The 22,027-nt window shown below is 39.7% G+C and carries 16 protein-coding genes, 17 tRNA genes and 1 rRNA gene; 7 read left to right on the top strand and 27 right to left on the bottom strand.

Annotated elements, in window-relative coordinates:
- Positions 1–129 precede the first annotated feature (129 nt).
- From ACFVSW_RS27070 to ACFVSW_RS27050, 5 genes are all read left to right on the top strand, one after another.
- On the top strand, positions 130–2,268 hold the full coding sequence (locus tag ACFVSW_RS27070) for a YhgE/Pip family protein (RefSeq protein WP_387319731.1): 2,139 nt from the start codon (positions 130–132) through the stop codon (positions 2,266–2,268).
- Between the two features lie 77 nt (positions 2,269–2,345).
- Positions 2,346–3,455, top strand: coding sequence for a metallophosphoesterase (locus tag ACFVSW_RS27065; RefSeq protein ID WP_387319730.1), 1,110 nt, complete (start codon positions 2,346–2,348; stop codon positions 3,453–3,455).
- A gap of 194 nt (positions 3,456–3,649) precedes the next feature.
- On the top strand, positions 3,650–4,930 hold the full coding sequence (locus ACFVSW_RS27060; RefSeq protein WP_387319729.1) for an ArsB/NhaD family transporter: 1,281 nt from the start codon (positions 3,650–3,652) through the stop codon (positions 4,928–4,930).
- A gap of 235 nt (positions 4,931–5,165) precedes the next feature.
- The gene (locus ACFVSW_RS27055) at positions 5,166–6,653 is read left to right on the top strand and encodes a sensor domain-containing diguanylate cyclase (protein WP_387319727.1); all 1,488 of its coding nucleotides are present in this window, start codon (positions 5,166–5,168) and stop codon (positions 6,651–6,653) included.
- 146 nt (positions 6,654–6,799) lie between these two features.
- Positions 6,800–8,059, top strand: coding sequence for an ATP-binding protein (locus ACFVSW_RS27050; protein WP_387319726.1), 1,260 nt, complete (start codon positions 6,800–6,802; stop codon positions 8,057–8,059).
- Between the two features lie 126 nt (positions 8,060–8,185).
- On the opposite strand, the gene ACFVSW_RS27045 is transcribed toward ACFVSW_RS27050, so the two are convergent.
- From ACFVSW_RS27045 to queG, 9 genes are all read right to left on the bottom strand, one after another.
- Complete coding sequence (locus ACFVSW_RS27045) at positions 8,186–9,175, bottom strand: CAP domain-containing protein (protein ID WP_483872740.1); 990 nt, start codon at positions 9,173–9,175, stop codon at positions 8,186–8,188.
- 105 nt (positions 9,176–9,280) lie between these two features.
- Positions 9,281–10,006, bottom strand: a complete 726-nt coding sequence (gene phnF / locus ACFVSW_RS27040) for a phosphonate metabolism transcriptional regulator PhnF (protein ID WP_387319724.1) — start codon at positions 10,004–10,006, stop codon at positions 9,281–9,283.
- 87 nt (positions 10,007–10,093) lie between these two features.
- Positions 10,094–10,816, bottom strand: a complete 723-nt coding sequence (gene nagB, locus ACFVSW_RS27035; RefSeq protein ID WP_387319722.1) for a glucosamine-6-phosphate deaminase — start codon at positions 10,814–10,816, stop codon at positions 10,094–10,096.
- Complete coding sequence (nagA, locus tag ACFVSW_RS27030; RefSeq protein WP_387319721.1) at positions 10,803–12,008, bottom strand: N-acetylglucosamine-6-phosphate deacetylase; 1,206 nt, start codon at positions 12,006–12,008, stop codon at positions 10,803–10,805. Before nagA ends, nagB begins: the two co-directional genes overlap by 14 nt.
- Before the next feature lie 113 nt (positions 12,009–12,121).
- Entirely contained in the window at positions 12,122–13,288 is a 1,167-nt protein-coding gene (yhbH, locus tag ACFVSW_RS27025) for a sporulation protein YhbH (protein ID WP_024030290.1), read from the bottom strand.
- A gap of 255 nt (positions 13,289–13,543) precedes the next feature.
- Positions 13,544–15,439: a PrkA family serine protein kinase gene (locus tag ACFVSW_RS27020; protein ID WP_387319720.1), complete on the bottom strand. Its 1,896-nt coding sequence runs from the start codon at positions 15,437–15,439 to the stop codon at positions 13,544–13,546.
- A 345-nt stretch (positions 15,440–15,784) separates the two neighbouring features.
- Positions 15,785–16,258 carry a tRNA (uridine(34)/cytosine(34)/5-carboxymethylaminomethyluridine(34)-2'-O)-methyltransferase TrmL gene (gene trmL, locus ACFVSW_RS27015; RefSeq protein ID WP_387319719.1) on the bottom strand — a complete coding sequence of 158 codons (474 nt, stop codon included), beginning with the start codon at positions 16,256–16,258 and terminating at the stop codon, positions 15,785–15,787.
- A 224-nt stretch (positions 16,259–16,482) separates the two neighbouring features.
- Positions 16,483–17,358 carry an amidase domain-containing protein gene (locus ACFVSW_RS27010; protein WP_387319718.1) on the bottom strand — a complete coding sequence of 292 codons (876 nt, stop codon included), beginning with the start codon at positions 17,356–17,358 and terminating at the stop codon, positions 16,483–16,485.
- 84 nt (positions 17,359–17,442) lie between these two features.
- Positions 17,443–18,573 carry a tRNA epoxyqueuosine(34) reductase QueG gene (gene queG, locus ACFVSW_RS27005; RefSeq protein WP_387319717.1) on the bottom strand — a complete coding sequence of 377 codons (1,131 nt, stop codon included), beginning with the start codon at positions 18,571–18,573 and terminating at the stop codon, positions 17,443–17,445.
- Positions 18,574–18,680: 107 nt separating this feature from the next.
- On the opposite strand from queG, the gene ACFVSW_RS27000 reads away from it, so the two are divergent.
- Complete coding sequence (locus ACFVSW_RS27000) at positions 18,681–19,352, top strand: B3/B4 domain-containing protein (protein ID WP_387319716.1); 672 nt, start codon at positions 18,681–18,683, stop codon at positions 19,350–19,352.
- Between the two features lie 117 nt (positions 19,353–19,469).
- On the opposite strand, the gene ACFVSW_RS26995 is transcribed toward ACFVSW_RS27000, so the two are convergent.
- Positions 19,470–19,543 (bottom strand) — tRNA-Gly (locus ACFVSW_RS26995).
- Positions 19,544–19,757: 214 nt separating this feature from the next.
- Between ACFVSW_RS26995 and ACFVSW_RS26990 the strand changes: the two genes are divergently transcribed.
- Positions 19,758–20,234: a hypothetical protein gene (locus ACFVSW_RS26990; RefSeq protein WP_387319715.1), complete on the top strand. Its 477-nt coding sequence runs from the start codon at positions 19,758–19,760 to the stop codon at positions 20,232–20,234.
- A 225-nt stretch (positions 20,235–20,459) separates the two neighbouring features.
- On the opposite strand, the gene ACFVSW_RS26985 is transcribed toward ACFVSW_RS26990, so the two are convergent.
- The 17 genes from ACFVSW_RS26985 to rrf form a co-directional block, all read right to left on the bottom strand.
- Positions 20,460–20,541, bottom strand: a tRNA-Leu gene (locus tag ACFVSW_RS26985).
- A gap of 25 nt (positions 20,542–20,566) precedes the next feature.
- A tRNA-Leu gene (locus ACFVSW_RS26980) sits at positions 20,567–20,652 on the bottom strand.
- Between the two features lie 42 nt (positions 20,653–20,694).
- Positions 20,695–20,768: transfer RNA gene (locus tag ACFVSW_RS26975), tRNA-Cys, on the bottom strand.
- Positions 20,769–20,774: 6 nt separating this feature from the next.
- A tRNA-Gly gene (locus tag ACFVSW_RS26970) sits at positions 20,775–20,849 on the bottom strand.
- Between the two features lie 4 nt (positions 20,850–20,853).
- Positions 20,854–20,928: transfer RNA gene (locus ACFVSW_RS26965), tRNA-Gln, on the bottom strand.
- Between the two features lie 14 nt (positions 20,929–20,942).
- Positions 20,943–21,018: transfer RNA gene (locus tag ACFVSW_RS26960), tRNA-His, on the bottom strand.
- A 13-nt stretch (positions 21,019–21,031) separates the two neighbouring features.
- Positions 21,032–21,105, bottom strand: a tRNA-Trp gene (locus tag ACFVSW_RS26955).
- Positions 21,106–21,110: 5 nt separating this feature from the next.
- A tRNA-Tyr gene (locus ACFVSW_RS26950) sits at positions 21,111–21,195 on the bottom strand.
- Between the two features lie 28 nt (positions 21,196–21,223).
- A tRNA-Thr gene (locus ACFVSW_RS26945) sits at positions 21,224–21,299 on the bottom strand.
- A 19-nt stretch (positions 21,300–21,318) separates the two neighbouring features.
- A tRNA-Phe gene (locus tag ACFVSW_RS26940) sits at positions 21,319–21,394 on the bottom strand.
- Between the two features lie 6 nt (positions 21,395–21,400).
- A tRNA-Asp gene (locus ACFVSW_RS26935) sits at positions 21,401–21,477 on the bottom strand.
- Positions 21,478–21,480: 3 nt separating this feature from the next.
- Positions 21,481–21,554 (bottom strand) — tRNA-Met (locus tag ACFVSW_RS26930).
- A gap of 22 nt (positions 21,555–21,576) precedes the next feature.
- Positions 21,577–21,652, bottom strand: a tRNA-Val gene (locus tag ACFVSW_RS26925).
- Positions 21,653–21,655: 3 nt separating this feature from the next.
- Positions 21,656–21,730 (bottom strand) — tRNA-Glu (locus ACFVSW_RS26920).
- A gap of 18 nt (positions 21,731–21,748) precedes the next feature.
- A tRNA-Ser gene (locus ACFVSW_RS26915) sits at positions 21,749–21,840 on the bottom strand.
- A 6-nt stretch (positions 21,841–21,846) separates the two neighbouring features.
- Positions 21,847–21,921: transfer RNA gene (locus tag ACFVSW_RS26910), tRNA-Asn, on the bottom strand.
- Positions 21,922–21,935: 14 nt separating this feature from the next.
- Positions 21,936–22,027 (bottom strand): 5S ribosomal RNA (rrf, locus tag ACFVSW_RS26905); the annotation flags it as partial.

Below are 22,027 nucleotides of genomic sequence, written 5' to 3'. Positions count from 1 at the left end.
TAGTTCATTATTTATTCATATGTTTTTGACAACTTTCTGTCATTAGCAAAAAAATTGTCCTTTCCCGAATCAACTGCCAAATCAGAAAGATAATAACATTAGATGAAAAATTTTAGGTGGTTAGCATAAATGAGAAAGGTTTTAAAGATTTATCAAGATGATCTGTTGAGTGTTTTTACCAATTGGGGTGCCGCCATCATCATCACCGCGTTGATGATACTCCCGTCGCTTTATGCCTGGTTTAATATTAAAGCCTCTTGGGATCCTTATGGTAATACGAAAGGCATTCCAATTGCTGTTTCAAATGTTGATTCGGGCGCTGTCATAAAAGGAAAAAATATTAATATTGGCAGAGAAGTTATCAAATCTCTAAAGGATAATAAATCACTTGGCTGGAAATTTGTCGATACCGCTACAGCCCAAAAAGGAGTCGAGCGAGGAAAATATTTTGCCAGCGTTACGATACCAAAGAATTTCTCTGCAAAAATCGCAACCGTATTAAATGATAACCCGGAGAAGCCCGAACTCATTTATGCAGTCAATGAAAAAATAAATGCGGTAGCCCCGAAAATAACGGCCAAAGGGGCAACCGGGATAAAAGATGAAATTAGTAAGAACTTTGTAAAAACTGCAAATGGGGTAATATTCGACATTTTTAATCAGCTTGGAATTGAGCTCCAAAAAAACTTGCCCGATATTGAAAAATTGAAAACAATGATATTTTGGCTAGATGAGCACTTGTCTGAAGCTGAAAATATCATCAACACCGCAGATAAAGATGCTGATCAGGCTCAAAAAATTGTTGCGGATCTACAAAGGAATATTACAGAAGTAGAAGGGATTATTAGTCGAGCCCGTGATGTATCCGGACAAATAACCATGTTTCTTGACCGCAATGAAGATACATTTACAAACCTTGCTTCTATCGTTAAACAAAATTTAATGTATATGGAGCAAACAGCTGGAACTATCGAGCAAATTACAGACCTGTTATTATCGGATACCGCAAGTGCTGAGGATAAAAAAAATGCAGTAAACGAATGTATAAACCGCCTGAATACGCTCATTAAGCTGGATACACTCTTAATCAGCCAGTTTGAAAAACTTAATGGAATGGGAAACTCCAGCGCCTTTGATTCGGAATTGGCAAGATTAACACAACAAAAGAATTCTTCAGAGAATCTGTTAAACAATCTTAAAACAATCCAAAGTCTTGAAGCACCATCTAGGGCATTATTAGAAAGTACAAATCAAATTTCTAAGGAGGCTTCCTCGAATCTTGGGTCAATACTAAATCAATACGATGCTCAAATTGCCCCTAAAATTAAGCAAGTAGGCGATACAGCAAAAAGAATCCCAACCAAAGCAAACGATATTCTTACGAATGCAGACAAGACGCTTCCGCAAGTAAAGAAAATACTTATCGATGCTTCTAACGGAATAGCAATTGGGAAAAAAGACATCGCGCTTATAAAAAGTAATTTCCCCGCGGTAAAGCAGAAAATCACAGGTCTTGCCGAGCAAATACGCGAATTCGAAAAATCTAAGGATATTCGTGAAATCATTAATTTACTGCGGAATGATGTGCGTAAGGAAAGTGACTATTTTGCCAATCCAGTTCTGTTAAAGGAAAAACGGCTTTTTCCAATTCCAAATTACGGTTCAGCGATGTCACCGTTTTTTACTACCTTAGCCCTTTGGGTAGGCGCCACGCTGCTCATTTCGATGCTTCCAGTTGAACTTAACAACTTGCCGGAAAACTATCATCCGAATCACCTTTATTTAGGCAGATTTCTAACCTTTTTAACGATTGGGCTAGGACAATCAGCCATCGTCACATTAGGGGATATTTTTTTACTGAAGACATATGTAGCTGCTAAACTGTGGTTTATCTTATTTGGATTATTAATTAGTGGTTTATTTGTCTTAATTACCTATACGCTCGTTTCCATTTTCGGAAACGTTGGAAAGGGACTGTCAATTGTTTTTCTTGTTTTACAAATATCTGGGTCTGGCGGAACCTTCCCCATCCAAGTCATGCCAACCTTTTTCCAAAAACTCAATCCCTATTTACCATTTACCTATGCCATTAGTCTAATGAGAGAAGCAACCGGTGGAATAATATGGGATGTCGCGAAAAGAGACCTTACAGTCTTTCTATTTATCGCGATTATCACTTTAATATTTGGTTTAGTATTAAAAGGACCAATTGAAAAATATGGCGGCCGACTTAAAAGGAAAGCCCAAGAAAGCAGGCTTATTCATTAAGGCCTTGCTAATAATTCATTAAAAAAAGCAAATACTAGCTTTACTTAAAAAGAATGATCATTATGGAGGTCATCATCGTGCTTAAAAAGAGGATTGCTTTGCCACTCATTACATTTATTCTTTTTTTGCATTCCTTTCCTTCAATTTCGTATGCTGTCGAAAATAATCAAGGAATAGTTGAATTAAGAATTCTTGAAACGACAGATTTGCATGCAGATTTAGTTAATTATGATTATTATCAGACAAAGACAAATCAGCAAGTTGGTCTTGTCAAAACAGCCACACTTATCCACCAGGCAAGAAGCGAAGCAATGAATGCTTTATTATTTGATGTCGGCGACCATTTAAAAGGAAATCCACTTGGAGAGTATTTAGCTAGAATCAGGGGGATGCAAAAAGGAAAGGTACATCCGGTTTATCGAGCCTTTAACTATCTAAACTATGATGCTATTGCCATCGGGAATCACGAATTCAACTATGGGTTAAAATTCTTAAATACTGCCTTAAAAGGTGCAAAAATGCCTGCAGTCAATGCCAATGTCTTTTCAGTAAAAAAGAATAAGCCTTACTTTGCTCCCTATGTCATTCTTAAAAGGAATGTGGTTGACTTATCAGGGCGTCAGCATGAATTGAAAATTGGCGTCATCGGTTTCATGCCCACACAAATTATGAGCTGGGACCGAGCCAATCTTGAAGGAAAAGTCTTTGCCAAACCAATTGTTGATGCAGCGAAGGAATTTGTGCCCGTCATGAAGGCTGAGGGGGCAGATCTTATTATTGCCCTTGCCCACACAGGTATTAGCAATGAAGCTTATCGCCCCGACACTGAAAATGCTGTCTATTATTTAACACAAATTCCCGAAATTGACGCGATACTTGCTGGACATTCGCATAGTATCTTCCCTGGTTCTGTTTATCAAAACCTGCCTAATACTAATTTGGAATCAGGAGCAATCAATGGTAAACCTGTTGTAATGGCAGGTGCCTTTGGTAACCGCCTTGGGATTATTGACCTTCGAATTGAACATAGAGCAGGTAAGTGGAAAGTCTTAGAAGGTACATCCCAAACAAGACCAATTGCCGATGAAAACGGGCTGCCCCTTGTAAAGAGAGATAAACGGTTATTTAAATTAGTAAAACAAGAGCATGAAGAAACGGTGGATTTTATCAGAAAAATAGGGTTATAAAATTTTCTCTGTTTGTTCATAGTTCCGGGCAGCTTCGACTTAATTTTCAGAAATACCTTCTTTACATCATTAGAATACTTTTATAAAATGAAATAGAAAATAAATATGGTGAATTATGGTGGAGTCTGTCAAAACGGGCTCCTTTTGTATTTTTTTAAGACACTATATAAATTCTTGGGAGAAGAGGTCAGTAAATGACAACGCAGGCTATCATTGCAATCGGCGTATTTCTTATCACTTATGCCTTTATCGTCACTGAAAAGATTCACCGCACCATAATTGCAATGGCCGGCGGTATCATGATGGTGTTACTAGGAATTATCGGGCAGGAAAAGGCACTCCAACATATTGATTTTAATACACTCGGATTGTTGACAGGAATGATGATTATTGTCGCCATAACCGCCGAGACAGGTTTGTTTAAATACATAGCGATTTGGGCTGCAAAGAAAGTGAAAGGCGATCCATTAAAAATTTTGCTGGTTCTTGGAATCATTACGGCATTGGGTTCTGCCTTTTTAGATAATGTAACAACCGTCCTATTGATGGTTCCCGTTACCTTCAGTATCACTCGACAGTTACGCGTGAACCCAATTCCGTTTTTAATTACTGAGATTATTGCTTCCAATATCGGGGGAACCTCAACATTGATTGGAGACCCGCCGAATATCATGCTTGGGAGCGCCGTAAAAGAACTCACCTTTATGGCATTTATTAATAATCTTACAGCCATTACTTTTTTTATTTTATTTGTTAATATTGCTATCCTAGCTTTTATTTACCGGAAACAGCTTCGAACGTCAGAGGAATTGAAGGCAGACCTAATGGACTTAGATGAGAAGGAAGAAATCACCGATAAGAAGCTGTTAATAAAGGCGTTGATTGCCCTTACAGTAACAATTTTGGGCTTCTTCCTGCATCAGCTGCTTCATATTGAATCTGCCACGGTTGCCTTAACAGGCGCTTTTCTATTACTGCTATTAGCAGGGGAACAGTATTTAGACAAAGCTTTTTTGAAAGTAGAATGGACAACCATTTTCTTCTTTATTGGACTGTTTGTGTTAGTTTCTGGATTAATTGAAACTGGAGTCATCTCGTTATTAGCGGACTATTCCGTCCATTTAACCGGTGGAGATGTAACATCTACATCGATTTTAATTTTATGGGTTAGTGCAATTGCTTCAGCCTTTATTGATAATATCCCATTTGTGGCAACGATGATTCCGATGATTAAAGATATGGGCGAACTCGGTATTGATAATTTAGAACCGCTGTGGTGGAGTTTATCACTTGGAGCATGTCTTGGCGGCAACGGAACATTAATTGGAGCAAGTGCCAATGTCATTGTGGCAGGGCTTGCCGCGAAGGAAGGACATTCGATTACGTTTAGCAAATTCCTATTAATCGCCTTTCCATTAATGATCCTTTCCATCATCATTTGTACGGTGTACATCTACTTGAGATATTTAATTTAGAAGGAAAAAGATGAACGTAGTCTAATGAAGTTTCAATTCAATTATTCAGGCAGAAATTATTACAGGAAATTAAGTGGAGATAAACGTTTGGCTGCCAAATTACTGGCAGCCATTTTTATGTCGAATTATTATTTTTTTGTCATATATATCAAATACATAGTATAATTGGAATGCTTTACAATTATTTGAGAAATTATTACCAGAAGCACTTCAATTTGATTTCAGGAGAATTTACATGTTAAGAGATTTTATTTCGAATGCAACCCTTTTAATTGCTTCCTTCTCAATGATGGGAGTGTTATTTAAAGATAAACCTTTGCGCTTTTCCTCACCATTATCATCTAAACTATTATGGGGACTTTTTTTCGGGGTCCTTGGTAATATTCTAATGTTGTTTAGTATTCAAATAAATTCCGGAAGCATTGCGGACTTACGACACTTGGCCATCGTTATTGCAGCCTCATTTGGCGGATATATTCCTGCAATCATTGCATCTGTTATTATCGCGATTGGAAGATTCATCCTTTTTGGCTTTAGTCATGCTGCCATACTCCCATCAATTGGGGCATTATTAATTGGACTCGTTTGCGGGGCGATATCACAACTTCGGCTTTCACGCACAGTCCAAGCTTTTATTATGAATCTTTGCGCTTTATTCATTCTAACAATCGTCTTTTTTATAAAAATTGATGATTTACAAACCCTTAAAACTCTTTTAACCATTCATTATCTTATTTCATTAACTGGCGGTTTTATCGCGTATCACTTTTTTGTATTCGTTGTGGATTCAAATGAAGCACAATATAAATTAAAAGAAACTGAAGAACGTTTTCGCTTAATTGCAGAATATTCTAGTGACATGATCACGATGCACAATGAAAGGGCAGAGTATATTTACATTTCTCCGGCAGTAAAAGAAATCATCCATTATGAATATCCAGAATTACTCGGGAAAAAGATGGGGAATTTTATCCATCCTGAAGATGTCGAACGTACGAATGAAATGTTCGAAAAGGCACTCCATGAGGGTGTTGCTGGATCAACCTACCGTTATCGTTCAAGTGATGGAAACTACGTTTGGATTGAATCAACACTTAAAAGTGTCCACTTCGAAGAAGACGGCAGTAAAAAAGTCATTATCGTTTCAAGAAATATTACCGAACGGAAATTAACGGAACAAAAATTACAAGAGGCAAATGAACTGCTAAATCGCCTCTCCTATATGGATGGTTTAACAGGTATCTCAAATAGAAGATATTTTGACGAAACGCTTGCGAATGAATGGACCAACTCGATTTCATCCAATTCACCAATCACCTTAATCATGTTTGATATTGATTACTTTAAAAAATACAATGATACTTACGGTCATCTTACTGGAGATTTTTGCTTGCAGACCATTGCCGGAGCCATTAATAGTAAAATTAGCGTTAACTCAGATTATACCTTGTGTCGTTATGGCGGGGAAGAATTTGCTCTGATCTTACCTTCTACTAAAATAAAAGATGGAATGAAAGTAGCACAACACATTCAGGAGACCATTCAGTCACTTAGAATTCCTCACAGCAGCTCAGAAATTGCTGATATCGTTACACTAAGTATTGGTCTTGCTACCATCGTTCCTACTTCATCAGCAAAACCACAGGCGTTAATAAAAATGGCTGATTCAGCCCTTTATTTATCTAAAACAAGTGGCCGAAATACTATCACAACCTACAAATAAAGTACGTGAGGGATTGTTCATATGCAATCCCTCCTTTTTATGAAAAACAGGGCGGAGTTTTTTTTCTTACTATTTAGCAAATTCTGTTGTATCTTTTTGAAAATACATGTAAAATTTCCCTATCAGCCCAATGGATGGTGAAGCTAATGGAAATTACAAAACACCTTTTCTTAAATCTCTCCATATTAATCATTCTATTATTTTTTGGCTTTATCTTTCTCGAAAAAAATAAAAAATTCACCTTGGCTAAATCCTCAATTATATTATTTTTTTTCGTTATGATATGGATTTGTATTCAATTCTCCTATAATCCGATTTCTTATGCTAGGTATGATTTAAGAAGTATACCATTGGTCATTGGCGCTCTTTATCTCGGGATTGGTCCAATTCTTGTTGTTGCATCTATTGTTATCAGGAGTTTCTACGGAATAGGTGAAGGCTTTTACCAAACAATCATGCTTTATGTTCCATTTTCTATTGCCGTATGGCGGTTATATCCTTGGTTTATAAAGCAGCTGCCCTTGCGCCGGGTTTTCATTTCTATTTGTTTTGGCATGGTGATTGGTGCCCTTACAGTTTTCGGGATGGAACTAGACAATGACAACTCCTATTGGCTGGATGCTTGGTTTGCTTACCTTGTTATTCCGGCAGGCGGAATTGGGATTATTTCCTATTCAATAGAATATTTCAAAGAAAATATTGAAATGAAGCAGCAGCTAATTAAAGCAGAGAAGTTAAAAGCTGTTGAACAAATGGGAGCTGCCATATCCCATGAGATTCGAAATCCACTGACAGCCGCAAGCGGATTTGTCCAGTTACTCGAAGATGATTATCTTTCAAGGCAGAAAAGAAAAGAGTACTTGACCATTGTGAGAGAAGAACTACGTTCAGCTGAAAGGGTTATTCAAGATTATTTAACTTTTGCCAAGCCCTCAATTGAGATGTCAAAGGAGATTAATGTAAAAAGTGAACTAAGGCAAATAATCAAACTGCTCCAGCCACTAGCTAATAAAAATTCGGTTGAAATAGTAACGGATTTTTCAATCATTGGTTTTATAACGGGAGATCCTCAAGCGTTTCGCCAATGCTTTGTCAATGTGATTAAAAATGCGATTGAGGCAATGCCAAATGGCGGTTATTTAACAATCTCAACCGAATATAGTCAGAATTATGTTACGATTATCATCAGAGACACTGGAATTGGAATGTCGAAAGAACAACTTGAGCGACTAGGAGAGCCTTTTTATTCAACAAAAGGGAAAAATGGTACCGGGCTAGGAATGATGGTTGTTTATAGTATTGTCCGTGCCATGGATGGTAACTTGCATGTAGATAGTATTATGGGTACAGGTACAACTTTTTATTTTGAATTTCCCGCGATTACGTCCATTAGCAAAAACAACTAAGAACCGACGGTGTTTTTCTTCAACCGCCGGTTCTTTATATCTAAATTTATATCATTGGCTTTCGAGAAATGTCCAGTTCCAGCGCCCTAGCGGCGATACGCCGCTGACCAGGGCGTTAAGCTATTCTTATTTCCCAATAAACATTTGTGACCAGTGTTTTCCCGCTTCTTCAAATCCTACCCCAATATGAGTAAAATTTGCGCTGAGAATATTTTTGCGATGTCCTTCACTATTCATCCAAGCAGTTACCACTTCTTGCGGCGAGCGTTGTCCTTGGGCAATATTTTCTCCCGCAGATTTATATGTCACACCGAAATCTCTCATCATGTCAAACGGGGAGCCATAAGTTGGACTAGTATGTGAAAAATAATGATTTTGCTGCATATCTAGCGCTTTCTTTTGCGCAACGCTGTTTAACTGAGTATCTGCCTTTAACGCAGGAAGTCCATTTTTACTTCGCTGTGTATTGGTTAAATCGATGACCTGTTGGACAAATTGACTAACAGGTCCAGTTGCCGGTGCGTTGGATTGTGTCTGTCCAGGCTGCTTGGTTACTGGTGGCGGCGTTGGTGTTTGCTTTTGTGCTGCTGGTGCCGGCTGCTTTGGCGCTGCTGGTGCTGGCTGTGTTTGCTTTGGAATTGGTTGTGTCTGCTGCGGCACATTATGTTGTACCGGTGCTTTGGCTGTTGGTCTTTGCTGCTGAAAATACGATGGAGCTTGTTGAACTACGCCTGACTGAAACCCATTTCCTTGACTTGGATCCATGGTAATAAATTGATATTTCGCATCTTTTATTAACACAGCCCGTGTGTGAGGATACTGGTCGCTGTTCATGGTTGTTTGATAAGCAGAAATCATATCATCGTTTTTTCTGTTATTATCTTTCACATTAAACAGATTTAAATCATCCCGTCCTCGATAACGATCATTCACAGTTAATGGCCCATTATTGTCAATTCCGTTATTATAACGAACATCAATAGGATTGTTTCGGTTTATGTTCATCCCTACCCTATTGTCAGTATGTTCATTAAGATTATTTTTATCGTTGTTATTACAAGCAGCAAGTCCCACTGTGAGAATCGCTGAAATTAGAACCCCAACAGGTTTTTTTATCAATCGAACTTCCTCCTTTTGCAAAAAAATATCTCTTGCCTTCTTATTTTTCATTTTTTCAGGAGAAAGTATTAATGGTAATAAACGTCTTCAGGACCAATATCACTATGACCGTTTCATCTGAATCATAAATTTGTAACGGTCCGCACGGTATACTGATTTCACAAATTCAACAGGAGTACCATCTTTTAGAAAAGAATTTCTTTGGATTAGCAGTACTGGTGCCCCTTTAGTGATTTTTAAATATTTTGCTTCGTCTAGACTAGCAATTGACGACTCGATAATTTGTGAGGCGCTGTCAATGCTTAGGTTTAATTGATTTTCAATATGCGCGTATAAAGATTGGTTCACAATTTGTTCGGTAATCCCCTTAATAAGGTTCGCTGAAAAATAACTAGTTTCTAAGGCCATTGGCACCCCATCTGCTAAGCGAATTCGTTTGATATCATAGACTGGATCATCTTCGGAAATAGATAGCTGCGCGGAAATCTGACTTGGGGCGGGAATAATTTTCAAGTGAATCAGTTCGCTCCCCGGCTCCAAACCCCTGGCTTTCATATCCTCCGTAAAACTTGTCAAACCTTGAAGCGTTTGTTCAATTTTCCGTTCAGAGACAAAAGTTCCCTTTCCTTGGATACGATGTAGATATCCCTCATTCACTAGCTGTGTGAAGGCCTGTCTTACTGTCATTCGGCTAATTTGGTATTTCTCTGCATATTCTCTTTCTGCTGGCAATGAATCTCCAGGTCTTAACTCACCTTTTTCAATTAACTGTTTAATGTTTTCTTCCAGTTGATAATAAAGCGGAATGGGGGAATTCTTATTAATCATTCTCCTCTTACACCTTTCTGAATTAACCCGCCAGTTACGGGAGTTGGATATCTTATTTAAAGGAACAATACTTTAGGAGCTAACCTGTTAATCAGCAACTGCCGCTTTATCCGCAATTATCGTAACATGTGGATGATTTTTCAAAATAGAGGCAGGGAATTTTTCATCAACAGGACCGTTCATAAGTTTATCCAGTGCATCCTTTTTACTTTCCCCGGAAACGAGGAGCAAAATTTCTTTACTTTTCATAATGGTTGAAATCCCCATCGTTATTGCCTTTGTAGGAACTTCCTCCAATTGGTTAAAGAATCTTGCGTTTGCTTCAATTGTAGAGGGAGCTAAATCGACAATATGTGTTTTGGAATGAAAGGATGTCCCCGGCTCATTAAATCCAATATGGCCATTACTTCCAATTCCAAGGATTTGTAAATCAATTCCTCCATTTTCTGCAATTAATTCTTCATAGCGAAGACATTCCGTTTGCATATCACCGACATCCCCTTGTGGGATATGTGTTTTCTCTTTGTTAATATCAATATGATTGAAAAACAAGTCATTCATGTAATAGCGGTAACTATTTTTATTTTCACCTGATAGTCCGATGTATTCGTCTAAATTAAAAGTCGTTACGTTTAGATAAGAAGTCCCGTTCTTTTGATAATCTTCAATTAAATGTTTATAAGTACCAATTGGTGTCCCACCTGTAGCTAAGCCAAGTTTTATACTTGGAACTTTCGTTACCCTGTCAATAATATATTCAGCAGCCTTTTCACTCATTTGCTGATAATTCTCTACTTTAATCATTTTCATTTGTTTCATCCTTTCTAAAAGCGGTTAATCCGCGGCAAATGGTCATATAGACCTCCATATTATCATCGATAATAACGATATCGGCATCTTTCCCTACTGTTATACTGCCTTTCCGGTCATATATATTCAATTGTTTGGCAGGATTCACAGCTGCCATTTGAATGGCCTCCATAAGAGAACAGCCTGTATAGGTCAAAGTATTTTTCACAGCTTGTCCAAGCTTCAAAATGCTTCCAGCAAGTGTTCCGTCCTCAAGAACTGCCTTCCCATCTTTTACTGTAACTTCTTGACCACCGAGGTCATATTGGCCATTTTTCAAGCATTTTGCCCGCATCGAATCTGTAATTAAAATTAGCCCCTCGCTCTGCTTTTGTTTAAAAGCGAGCTTTACCATTTCCGGATGAACATGGACCCCATCGACAATGATTTCAGCGATTAATTCATCGCGCAAAAAGGTGGCACCAACCACACCTGGTTCACGGTGGTGTAATCCCCTCATTTGATTAAAGAGATGGGTAACGTGGTTTGCACCTGCCTCAATAGCTTCGTTTACTTCTTCAAAGGTTGCATCTGTATGACCAATTGAAGCAATGATTCCCTCTTCCTTTAAAAAACGAATCATTTCTAATCCCCCAGGCCGTTCGGGTGCTAAGGTGACAAGTCTAATATTTCCTTTTGTCAGTTCCTGCCACTCCTTAAATAAGGCAAGATCTGGGTCGATGATATGTTGGATTGGCTGTGCGCCTGCTCTTTTAGCGTTCACAAATGGTCCTTCAAGATGCAGACCAAGTATTTCTGCTTTGCCCCCGGATTGCTGACCTTCGATATAGTGTCCGGCATTTATTAATGCCCCTTCAATTTGTTTCCCTTCTTGGGTCATTGTGGTCGCTAAAAAGCTTGTTGTTCCTTCTTTAGGGAGAGCTTTTACCATTGTATCAAGCGCTTCCTTTGTAGCATCCATTGTATCGGCGCCATTAACTCCATGAATATGAACATCGATAAAGCCTGGAATTGCCTTAAAGCTGGCTGGAAGTTCAATTACTTCACATTCATCTTCATTTGTTAGCTGATCGATTGATCCTATTTCCACTATTTTTTGGCCCTTTATGCGCACATATCCATTTTCAATCATATTTTCTTCTGTATAAACTTGGATTCCTTTAAGTAAAATAGGAATATCTTTCGAAGTCATCTTTATTACATCCTTTCGGGTTATGCCTTAATCTTAACATTAGCGGTGTATAGTAGTCTATACCAATAGTCAGACCAAAAATTGGCAGGTGTCAGGCACCTGCCAATTTTTCTTTATGCATTCAAACTTGTTTCTTCTTTTTGAAAGAAGCTCTTCATCGCATGAAAAACGTCTGCTTTTTGTTTGAGAATATAATAGCGGAAATGTTCATCCTTGATGTTCTTGTAAGCAGACATTAAGGTCGAATGGCGGTTATATTGATTAACCTCACCATATCCGAACATATTCGATACCTTCATTAATTCTTCGACTAATTTCACACAGCGGGCATTATCCGATGTGAGATTATCACCGTCTGAAAAGTGGAATGGGTAAATGTTGAACTTTCGTGGGCTATATTTGGCATCAATAATCTCCAGGGCTTTGCGGTATGCGGATGAACAAATTGTTCCACCGCTTTCTCCTTTCGAAAAGAAGTCTTCCTCAGAAACAACCTTCGCCTCAGTATGGTGGGCAATAAACTCAATTTCGACCGTTTCATACTTTGTTCTTAAGAAACGGGTCATCCAAAAGAAAAAGCTGCGCGCCATATATTTTTCCCATATTCCCATACTTCCGCTTGTATCCATCATTGCGATGACTACTGCTTTCGAATCTGGTTTCACGATTTCATTCCAAGTTTTGAATTTCAAGTCATCCTTATAAATCGGGTGAAATGCCGGTTTTCCACTCATGGCATTCCGTTTAAAAGCAGACATCATCGTCCGTTTCTTATCAATATTCCCCATTAACCCCGTTTTACGGATATCGTTGAATTCAATGTTTTCAACTAAATGTTCTTGCTCTTCTTTTCTTTTAAGGTTTGGAAGCTCTAATTGCTTAAATAATGCTTCCTCCAGCTCCATTAATGACACTTCTGCCTCAAAATAATCCTCACCGGCTTGATCCCCTGCTCCTTGGCCTTTGCCGGGACCTTTCTGCCCGCTCGAACCGTCACGTGCCACTACGTCACCGACTTGACTGTCACCGTTTCCCTGGCCCACGTGTTTGTTTTTGTCATAATTATAACGAATTTTATATTCGTCCAATGAACGTATTGGAATTTTTACAACATCCCGGCCATTTGACATGATAATGCTTTCTTCTGTAATTAAGTCTGGAAGATTGTTGCGAATTGCCTCCTGTACTTTTTCCTGATGCCGCTGCTGGTCATCGTGGCCTTTACGGTGGAGGGACCAATCTTCTCTTGAAATGACAAATTGATGGTTGTTAACAGACAATGTAAACCCCTCCTTATCAAATTATTCAACTTCAAACTGCACACTTTTGAATCACTGACATACAATAACGCGAATGAAAAAATTAGGTAAAAGATAGATTACTTTATCCTATGCAGAAACGGAGAATAATTTACAAAGAATTTCGACAATTGGTCGTTTGCCTATTAAAATTGGACAGGTTTACCCTTTTCATTGGTTTAGAAAAAATAGGACTGACAGATTCGTTCTGTCAGTCCTCACTATTTTAACCCTCAATTATCTATTTAATAGGCTTCCGACATATCTCAGCAATTCATTTGCTGATGTCGAGTTGTAGCCATGTTCGTCAATTAACCGGGCCACAACATTATTGATTTTCTTCAACTGCTGTTCGTCAGGCGTTTTTGATGATGTGGTAATCTTCACTACATCTTTTAAATCAGCGAACAGCTTCTTCTGAATGGCCTCACGAAGGCGGTCATGGGAGTTATAATCAAACCTTTTGCCTTTTCTAGCAAAGGCTGAAATTCTGATTAATACCTCTTCCCTGAAGGCCTTTTTCGCATTTTCAGAAATACCGATTTGTTCCTCAATCGAACGCATCAGTTTTTCATCCGGATTGATTTCTTCCCCAGTTAACTGGTCACGAAGCTTTGATTTATTGCAATATGCCTCAACATTGTCCAGATAATTATCCATTAATGTTTTTGCCGACTCTTCATACGAGTAGACAAACGCTTTTTGAACCTCATTCTTGGCAATATTATCATATTCTTTTCGGGCTAAGGAGATATAATTCATATATCGCTCCCTGAGCTCAGCCGTTATTGACGGATGTTGATCCAGCCCGTCTTTAAGAGATCTTAAAACATCTAGAGCATTAATAGAAGGTACTTCTTTTCTAATGATAGTAGATGAAATTCGGTTTATCACATACCTCGGGTCAATCCCGCTCATGCCTTCATCTGGATATTCCTTTTTCAATTCATCAACGTCTGCCATATTAAACCCTTCCACGCTTTCACCATCATAAAGGCGCATCTTCTTCAATAAATCAACATCGCCTTTTTTCGGTTCCTTAAGTCGTGTAAGAATGGTAAACATGGCTGCCACCTTTAACGTATGCGGGGCAATATGAACATCAGATACATCACTTTCGTTGATCATCTTTTCATATATTCTCTCTTCTTGAGATGCCTTTAAATTATAGGGAATTGGCATAACAATAATCCTGGAATGGAGCGCTTCATTTTTCTTATTAGAGATAAAGGAGCGATATTCTGTTTCGTTCGTGTGCGCGACGATCAATTCATCAGCACTAATTAACGCAAACCTGCCTGCTTTAAAGTTCCCTTCTTGTGTTAGCGACAGCAAATGCCAGAGGAATTTCTCGTCACATTTTAACATCTCCTGGAACTCCATCATTCCCCGGTTCGCTTTATTAAGTTCGCCATCGAAACGATAGGCCCTTGGATCTGATTCCGATCCAAACTCCGCAATCGTAGAAAAATCAATACTTCCTGTTAAGTCGGCAATATCCTGTGATTTTGGATCGGAAGGACTAAACGTACCGATTCCTGTTCGTTTATCTTCTGAGAAGAAGATTCGTTCCACTAATACGTCCTCAATACGGCCGCCATATTCTTGTTCGAGCCGCATCATGTTCAGCGGTGAAAGATTGCCTTCAATCCGAATCCCATACTCCTCATGGAAATCCTTGCGTAAATGATGTGGAATTAGGTGAAGAGGATCCTCATGCATCGGACATCCTTTAATAGCAAATACAGAGCCTCTATCCGTGAGTGAATAGGCTTCCAGCCCCCTTTTTAACATTGTGACAAGCGTGGACTTCCCCCCGCTTACCGGACCCATTAACAGTAAAATACGCTTTCTTACATCCAGCCTTTTTGCTGCCGGATGGAAGTATTCTTCAACTAGCCGCTCAAGCGATTCCTCTAATCCAAACAATTGGTTGCAAAAGAATTCATACTTCTTCGTCCCTTTTTCTTCCGTTATTCCAGCATCCTTAAGCATATTATAAACTCGTGAATGTGCAGATTGTGCTACCCATGGCTTCTCTTTTAATAACTGTAAATAATCAGCAAACGATCCTTCCCAACGGAGCTTTTCTTCTTCTTCGCGAAACATCTCGATTTTTTTTAGAATATCCATATATACCCTCCCCCTGGAGCTTAATCAGAGACGATTTATATACTCTATGCACTTATAGACTTGAACATGCGTGACCAAGAGGAGTTAATGTCTATCTTTTTTATTACGATAAAACGAAACTTGCCCTTTTCATTTTGGAAAGTTAGGCTATAATAAAAATATATATTCATCCTTAATGATAAGTTGTATGACGAAGGGAGCAATACATAACATGAACACGTTCATCGTTATTTTAGTAATGATTGCATTCTTAGCAGCAATCTTCACTTCTGGTTATAATGATAAGCCAGGCTCAACTAAATAAGTATGAAAAAAGCTGCCCTAATCAGGCAGCTTTTTTCATACTTATTTTAAGTGTGCGTAATTTTGCTGGCGCAGTGCCTCGTAAATGAGAATAGCCGCCGTATTCGATAAATTTAAGGAACGAATATGATCGGTCATCGGAATCCTTAGTGCAACCTCTTTATTTTTTTCAATAACATCTTTTGGGAGGCCCGTTGTTTCCCGGCCAAATATAAAATAATAATCTTTGCTTGGATCACTATAATCAAAAGTACTGTGTGGCTTATTCCCGAATTTCGTTAGATAGAAAAATTGACCACCAGCATTTTTTTGATAAAATTCATCTAAGGAATCATAATAAACGATGTTTACATATTGCCAATAATCCAATCCAGCTCTTTTTAACATCTTATCATCCGTTGAAAAGCCTAATGGCCGAATTAAATGCAAAGTGGTATCGGTACCGGCGCAGGTCCGGGCAATGTTCCCCGTGTTAGAAGGAATTTGTGGTTGATATAAAACTACATGAATGGACACGAATTTCACCTCATAAGAAATGCGCAAGCGCCCTGTTCAGCGGCGTATGGCCTGGAGTGCTCCAACTGAGAAAAAGGAAACACGGTGAGCGCAAGCGAACCGATGTTGACTTATCATAGGGCGGAGCGCGAAGGACACTAGCCGCTAGGGCGCTGGAGCTAGACAATTATTAAAACTCTAACAAGAATTATACCACTTTCCCTCATCCGTTCAAGGACAAACAATTATTCATCGACAATGGTAAAAAACTTGTATTTGATATTTGGAGTATAGGCAGAAGAATCCTCATAGGCCCAGTACCTCATCCTGCTGTTATAAGTATGAGCATTAACTAACGGCTCCCCATTTGCATCTTTGCCCGTAACAATTGTATTATGATTGAATCGGCCGTCCCCTTCAAAATCGTAGCAAATGACATCTCCTAATAACAGCTGATCCGGACTGCTCACTTCCCTTGCCCTTAAGCCGCTTTTGGAATTAGCCAAGTACATGCGCAATGAATGGGCCATAGTCCAGCTATAGCTCCAGTTTTTATTTTGCAGCCACCACCCACTCCCACGGTTCGGAAATCCCCTCATCGGTGCCCCGCCTGCTCGAACACATTGGGAGATGAAGTTCGTACAATCATTTTCAAACTTTTTAAAGGCAGGATTATAACTATTCCACCAGCGCTCCGCGTACTGCACCGCCCTTAAGCGATTATATTGATAGCTTAACCGCTCTTCATCACTCTCAAAATCAGGTATAGCAGTGATCGCATCGTGTTCTTGATACTCTACTGGTTTCATTTCCTCATCCAAAACCAACGCGTCTTTATAAAACTTGGCCACTCTTATTTCCACTTCTTCTTCCATATAAAGGAGACCCTTTTGTTTTATTAAGTATTGATAATGGGCAAGGTATTTAACGGTTTGAAATTCCTCTTCGTCCGATTCTTCCATGATACTGCCGGCTGCTTTTACTTTGACAATTTCGGCGGATCGCTTGACAAACGCCTGTTGTTTTTTTTCAGCCTTTGGAAAGAAAAACTTGTGACTTCTTTTATCAGATACAAATTGTTGTACCCTTGTATCAAATAGCTCCTGAAACGATTTATTCACAGCCTTCCACTCCTCTCAATTCATACATATGATAGAAAGGAGAATTTAAAATCTAAAACTAACAAGAGTTTCAAATTCCACCCCCTAGCTGTAAAACTTTAATCCTTTTTCGATTTCAGTAAGCACATCTTTATCCGATTCACTGCTTAGTGCATTTTTTAGAGCTATTAGAGCCGTTTCGCCGCCAATTTTTCCAAGCGCCCAGGCAGCCGTTCCTCTCGAAACAGGACTAGCTTCATTTTCTAGGACCTCAATTAAGTTAGGCACTGCTGTTTCATCCTTAAAATGGGCGAGTGCCATTATGGCATTCCTTTGAATTGGCTTCTTCCCTCTCCAGGATCCTGATATATCGCCAAACTGATTTTTGAATTCGCGGTTACTTAGTTTTAATATCGGCTTCAATAATGGTTTGGCCACTTCTGGATCTGGTTCCATTTCATCATGGAAATGAAAGTTCTTCCCTTTATTGTGCGGACAAGCCGTTTGACAGGAGTCACATCCATAGACACGGTTACCTATCTTTTCTCTATATTCATCAGGAATAAACCCTTTGGTTTGCGTTAAAAAGGAAATACAACGCTGGGCATTAATTTGTCCCCCCTGCACCAAAGCACCTGTCGGACAAGCTTCCAAACACTTTGTACAGGACCCGCATTGATCCTCAATTGGCGTATCCGGCTCAAATGGCAGGCTGGTTATCATTTCACCAATGTATACATAAGAGCCAAACTCCGGTGTTATAATGGCACAATTCTTTCCGCTCCAGCCAATTCCCGCTCTTTCAGCAACAGCACGGTCAGAAAGCTCCCCTGTATCTACCATTGATTTCAGCCGTGCATCTGGTTGCTTGGTGATGATGAATTCTTCCAGCTTTTTCAACCTGTCTTTAAGAATATGATGATAGTCCAGACCCCACGATGCCCTGCTAAAAATTCCCCTTCGTTCTCCCTTTTTCCCTTCCACACGGACAGTCATTTTGGAGGGATAAGCGAGTGCGATTGAGATGATTGACCGTGGCTCCTCAAGCAATAATCCGGGTGTCACCCTTTTATCAATATCAGGTTCTTCAAACCCTGATTGAAAGCCAAGTTCCTGCTGTCTTATTAACCGGTTTTTCAAATCAGTGAATGGGTCAGCAGAAGTAAATCCAATTTTATCAATTCCGATTTCTTTACTATAAGCAATTAGTTCTTGTTTTAACATTTTTACATCCAATGTCTTAACCCCCTTTCCAACTTATTTCATCTATTAAAGTTGTTTTAGTATTAGTAGCACATCTATTTATGATAAACTATTTTCAATCAATTTTGGAGGTGGAATGGTTGGAAATTCAACTTTCATCGGAAATAATCGAGCAAATCCCTAACTTAAAGCTAGGGGTTATTGAATATAGAAATATCACGGTTGGGGATTCACCACAAATGCTCAAAGGAAGGCTCCAGCTTTTTCAAGAGTCAATTTACTTTGATTTGGAGAATAAACCTGTTACAGACCTGCCTGGCATCGCAGAATGGCGAGGCATTTTTAAAAGGACTGGTAAAGATCCAAATCGCTATCGTCCTTCTGTTGAAGCACTATATAGAAGAGTACAAAAGCAAAATTATCTTCCTTCCGTTCAAAGCGCCATTGATATCAATAATTTTTTCTCGCTGCAATATCAAGTACCGATTGGAATCTACGATCTTGATCTGTTACAAGGATTAGTGGAAATACGCATTGGTATTAAAGCCGAGGAGTACACAGGATTAAATGGGAGAAAAAATTCGTTGGAACGCCTCATTGTTTCTTCTGACCAAATAGGACCGTTTGGAAGTCCTTTTGTCGATTCTGAAAGAACACCTGTAACTTTTGAAACTAAAAATGCTTTGCAAATCATTTATTTAAGACCCTCAACTGATTTGGAAAATGCTAAAAAGCTGACGGAATCATTAATGAACATGTTTACACAAATACTTGGCGGAGAAGCTTCCTTCCGTATTCTTGGGTGCCAATAAGGCATCTTTTATTGGAAATGGGGCTGAGTCCACAATACTTACATTTTTATTGAGAAATAGAAAAAACGCAATGTATCGTTCTCCTATGTAACGATACACTGCGTTAGTTAATATGTATGGAGCGGGTGATGGGAATCGAACCCACTACATCAGCTTGGAAGGCTGAGGTTTTACCAGTAAACTACACCCGCATTGGGTTGAAATTGTGACAATTCCATGAACCAACTGACCTTTTTAATAATACATACCTTTTTTACAATCGTCAAGTGGATTTTGCGAATTTTGTCGAATGTCATTTGGTATCCTTGCTTATTTGTATACTTCTATTTCAGGATTAATAAATGACTTTCTCATGAATATTTGCTAATCTAATCTAAAAACCAATCTATTCCGAATGAGGTGAGAATGATTAAACGTAAACCGATCATTATTGCTATTCTATTTTTCCTAGTTATTGTGATTGGTTTAACTACCATGTTTTTTACCAAGAATAGCACGATGACATCTAAGGAACTGCCAGTTCAACAACTGGAACGATCGAATATAAATAAGGGGGTAATAGGAAAATACATCTCTAGTAACCATGAATATTGGAATAATGCGCTATGTTGGGGAAGAAGTGAAAAATTTAGTTTTGCTGCCTTTCAAAATCAATATGACAAGTACAAACAAAACCTAACTGAAATAATTAATGGGGTTGATAATCCAGATTTAAAAGCGGATTTTCTGCAAGCTCAAGAATTACTTGAAAGTGCCAATGAAAAGAAGGATGTAAAGTACTTGATCCGTGTACATAGAATTTTTCATGATTTAGATGTGAAATATAACGGATATGCAACTAGTGATTATTTTGGTGTAACACAATACGGGAAGAAACATTAATCGAGCGGAAACGTTCGGTTTTTCTTTTACTCCATTCGGTGAGTTAATGTCGGATAATTCATCAATGGATAATTCGTTTGTACGCCGTTCCATTTGTAGATTCTCCTTGCTTAATGACAGATACACACACGATATTTCAGTAAAAATTGTATTATCGACAAAAAAAACGCTCCTTACAAAGTGTAAGAAACGTTGATTTCATCGCATTGGCAAGCGATGAGATGATACCGGTGGTCGGGGTCGAACCGACACTCCTCACGGAACACGATTTTGAGTCGTGCGCGTCTGCCAATTCCGCCACACCGGCATATTAAAATGTTAGGTAAAGCAAGTGCCGAGGACCGGAATCGAACCGGTACGGTAGTCACCTACCGCAGGATTTTAAGTCCTGTGCGTCTGCCAGTTCCGCCACCCCGGCGAAATCTAAATACCTATTCTTATCCATACTTGGCAAATTCTATGGAGGCGGCAACCGGATTCGAACCGGTGGTAAAGGTTTTGCAGACCTCTGCCTTACCACTTGGCTATGCCGCCATATCTTGGAGCGGAAGACGGGATTCGAACCCGCGACCCCCACCTTGGCAAGGTGGTGTTCTACCACTGAACTACTTCCGCAAATTGGCTGGGCTAGCTGGATTTGAACCAACGCATGTCGCAGTCAAAGTGCGATGCCTTACCGCTTGGCTATAGCCCAATAATAAATATTAATGGGGCGACTGATGGGAATCGAACCCACGAATGCCTGAACCACAATCAGGTGCGTTAACCACTTCGCCACAATCGCCACAATATAAAATTGGCAGGGGTAGTAGGAATCGAACCCACACCAAAGGTTTTGGAGACCTTCGTTCTACCTTTAAACTATACCCCTAAAAATGGTGGAGGGGGACGGATTCGAACCGCCGAACCCGGAGGGAGCGGATTTACAGTCCGCCGCGTTTAGCCACTTCGCTACCCCTCCACATATAATATACACAATTGCCAGCTTCTGGTGCCGGCGAGAGGACTTGAACCCCCAACCTACTGATTACGATTCAGTTGCTCTACCAGTTGAGCTACACCGGCAAATGAAATAAATCATAAATGGTGGCTCAGGACGGAATCGAACCGCCGACACAAGGATTTTCAGTCCTTTGCTCTACCGACTGAGCTACTGAGCCAACATATGGCGGTCTGGACGGGACTCGAACCCGCGACCTCCTGCGTGACAGGCAGGCATTCTAACCAACTGAACTACCAGACCGAATTGCGGGGACAGGATTTGAACCTGCGACCTTCGGGTTATGAGCCCGACGAGCTACCGGACTGCTCCACCCCGCGACAATAGAAATTATGAATACTATGGTGGAGGATGACGGGATCGAACCGCCGACCCTCTGCTTGTAAGGCAGATGCTCTCCCAGCTGAGCTAATCCTCCAAATGGTGACCCCTACGGGATTCGAACCCGTGTTACCGCCGTGAAAGGGCGGTGTCTTAACCGCTTGACCAAGGGGCCATATTGTAAATAATTTAATGGCGGAGAGCAAGGGATTTGAACCCTTGAGACAGGGTTACCCGCCTACACGATTTCCAATCGTGCTCCTTCGGCCACTCGGACAGCTCTCCATAAAATGGCTCCGCAGGTAGGACTCGAACCTACGACCGATCGGTTAACAGCCGATAGCTCTACCACTGAGCTACTGCGGAATAATTATATAACAGCCTGGCAGCGTCCTACTCTCACAGGGGCGCCTGCCCCAACTACCATCGGCGCTGAGAAGCTTAACTTCCGTGTTCGGTATGGGAACGGGTG

It is taken from the genome of Neobacillus sp. NPDC058068 (assembly GCF_042885335.1).
Lineage (GTDB): Bacteria > Bacillota > Bacilli > Bacillales > Cytobacillaceae > Neobacillus.
The sequence above is the reverse complement of the archived record's forward strand: the minus strand, read 5'-3'. Positions and strand labels throughout refer to the sequence as shown.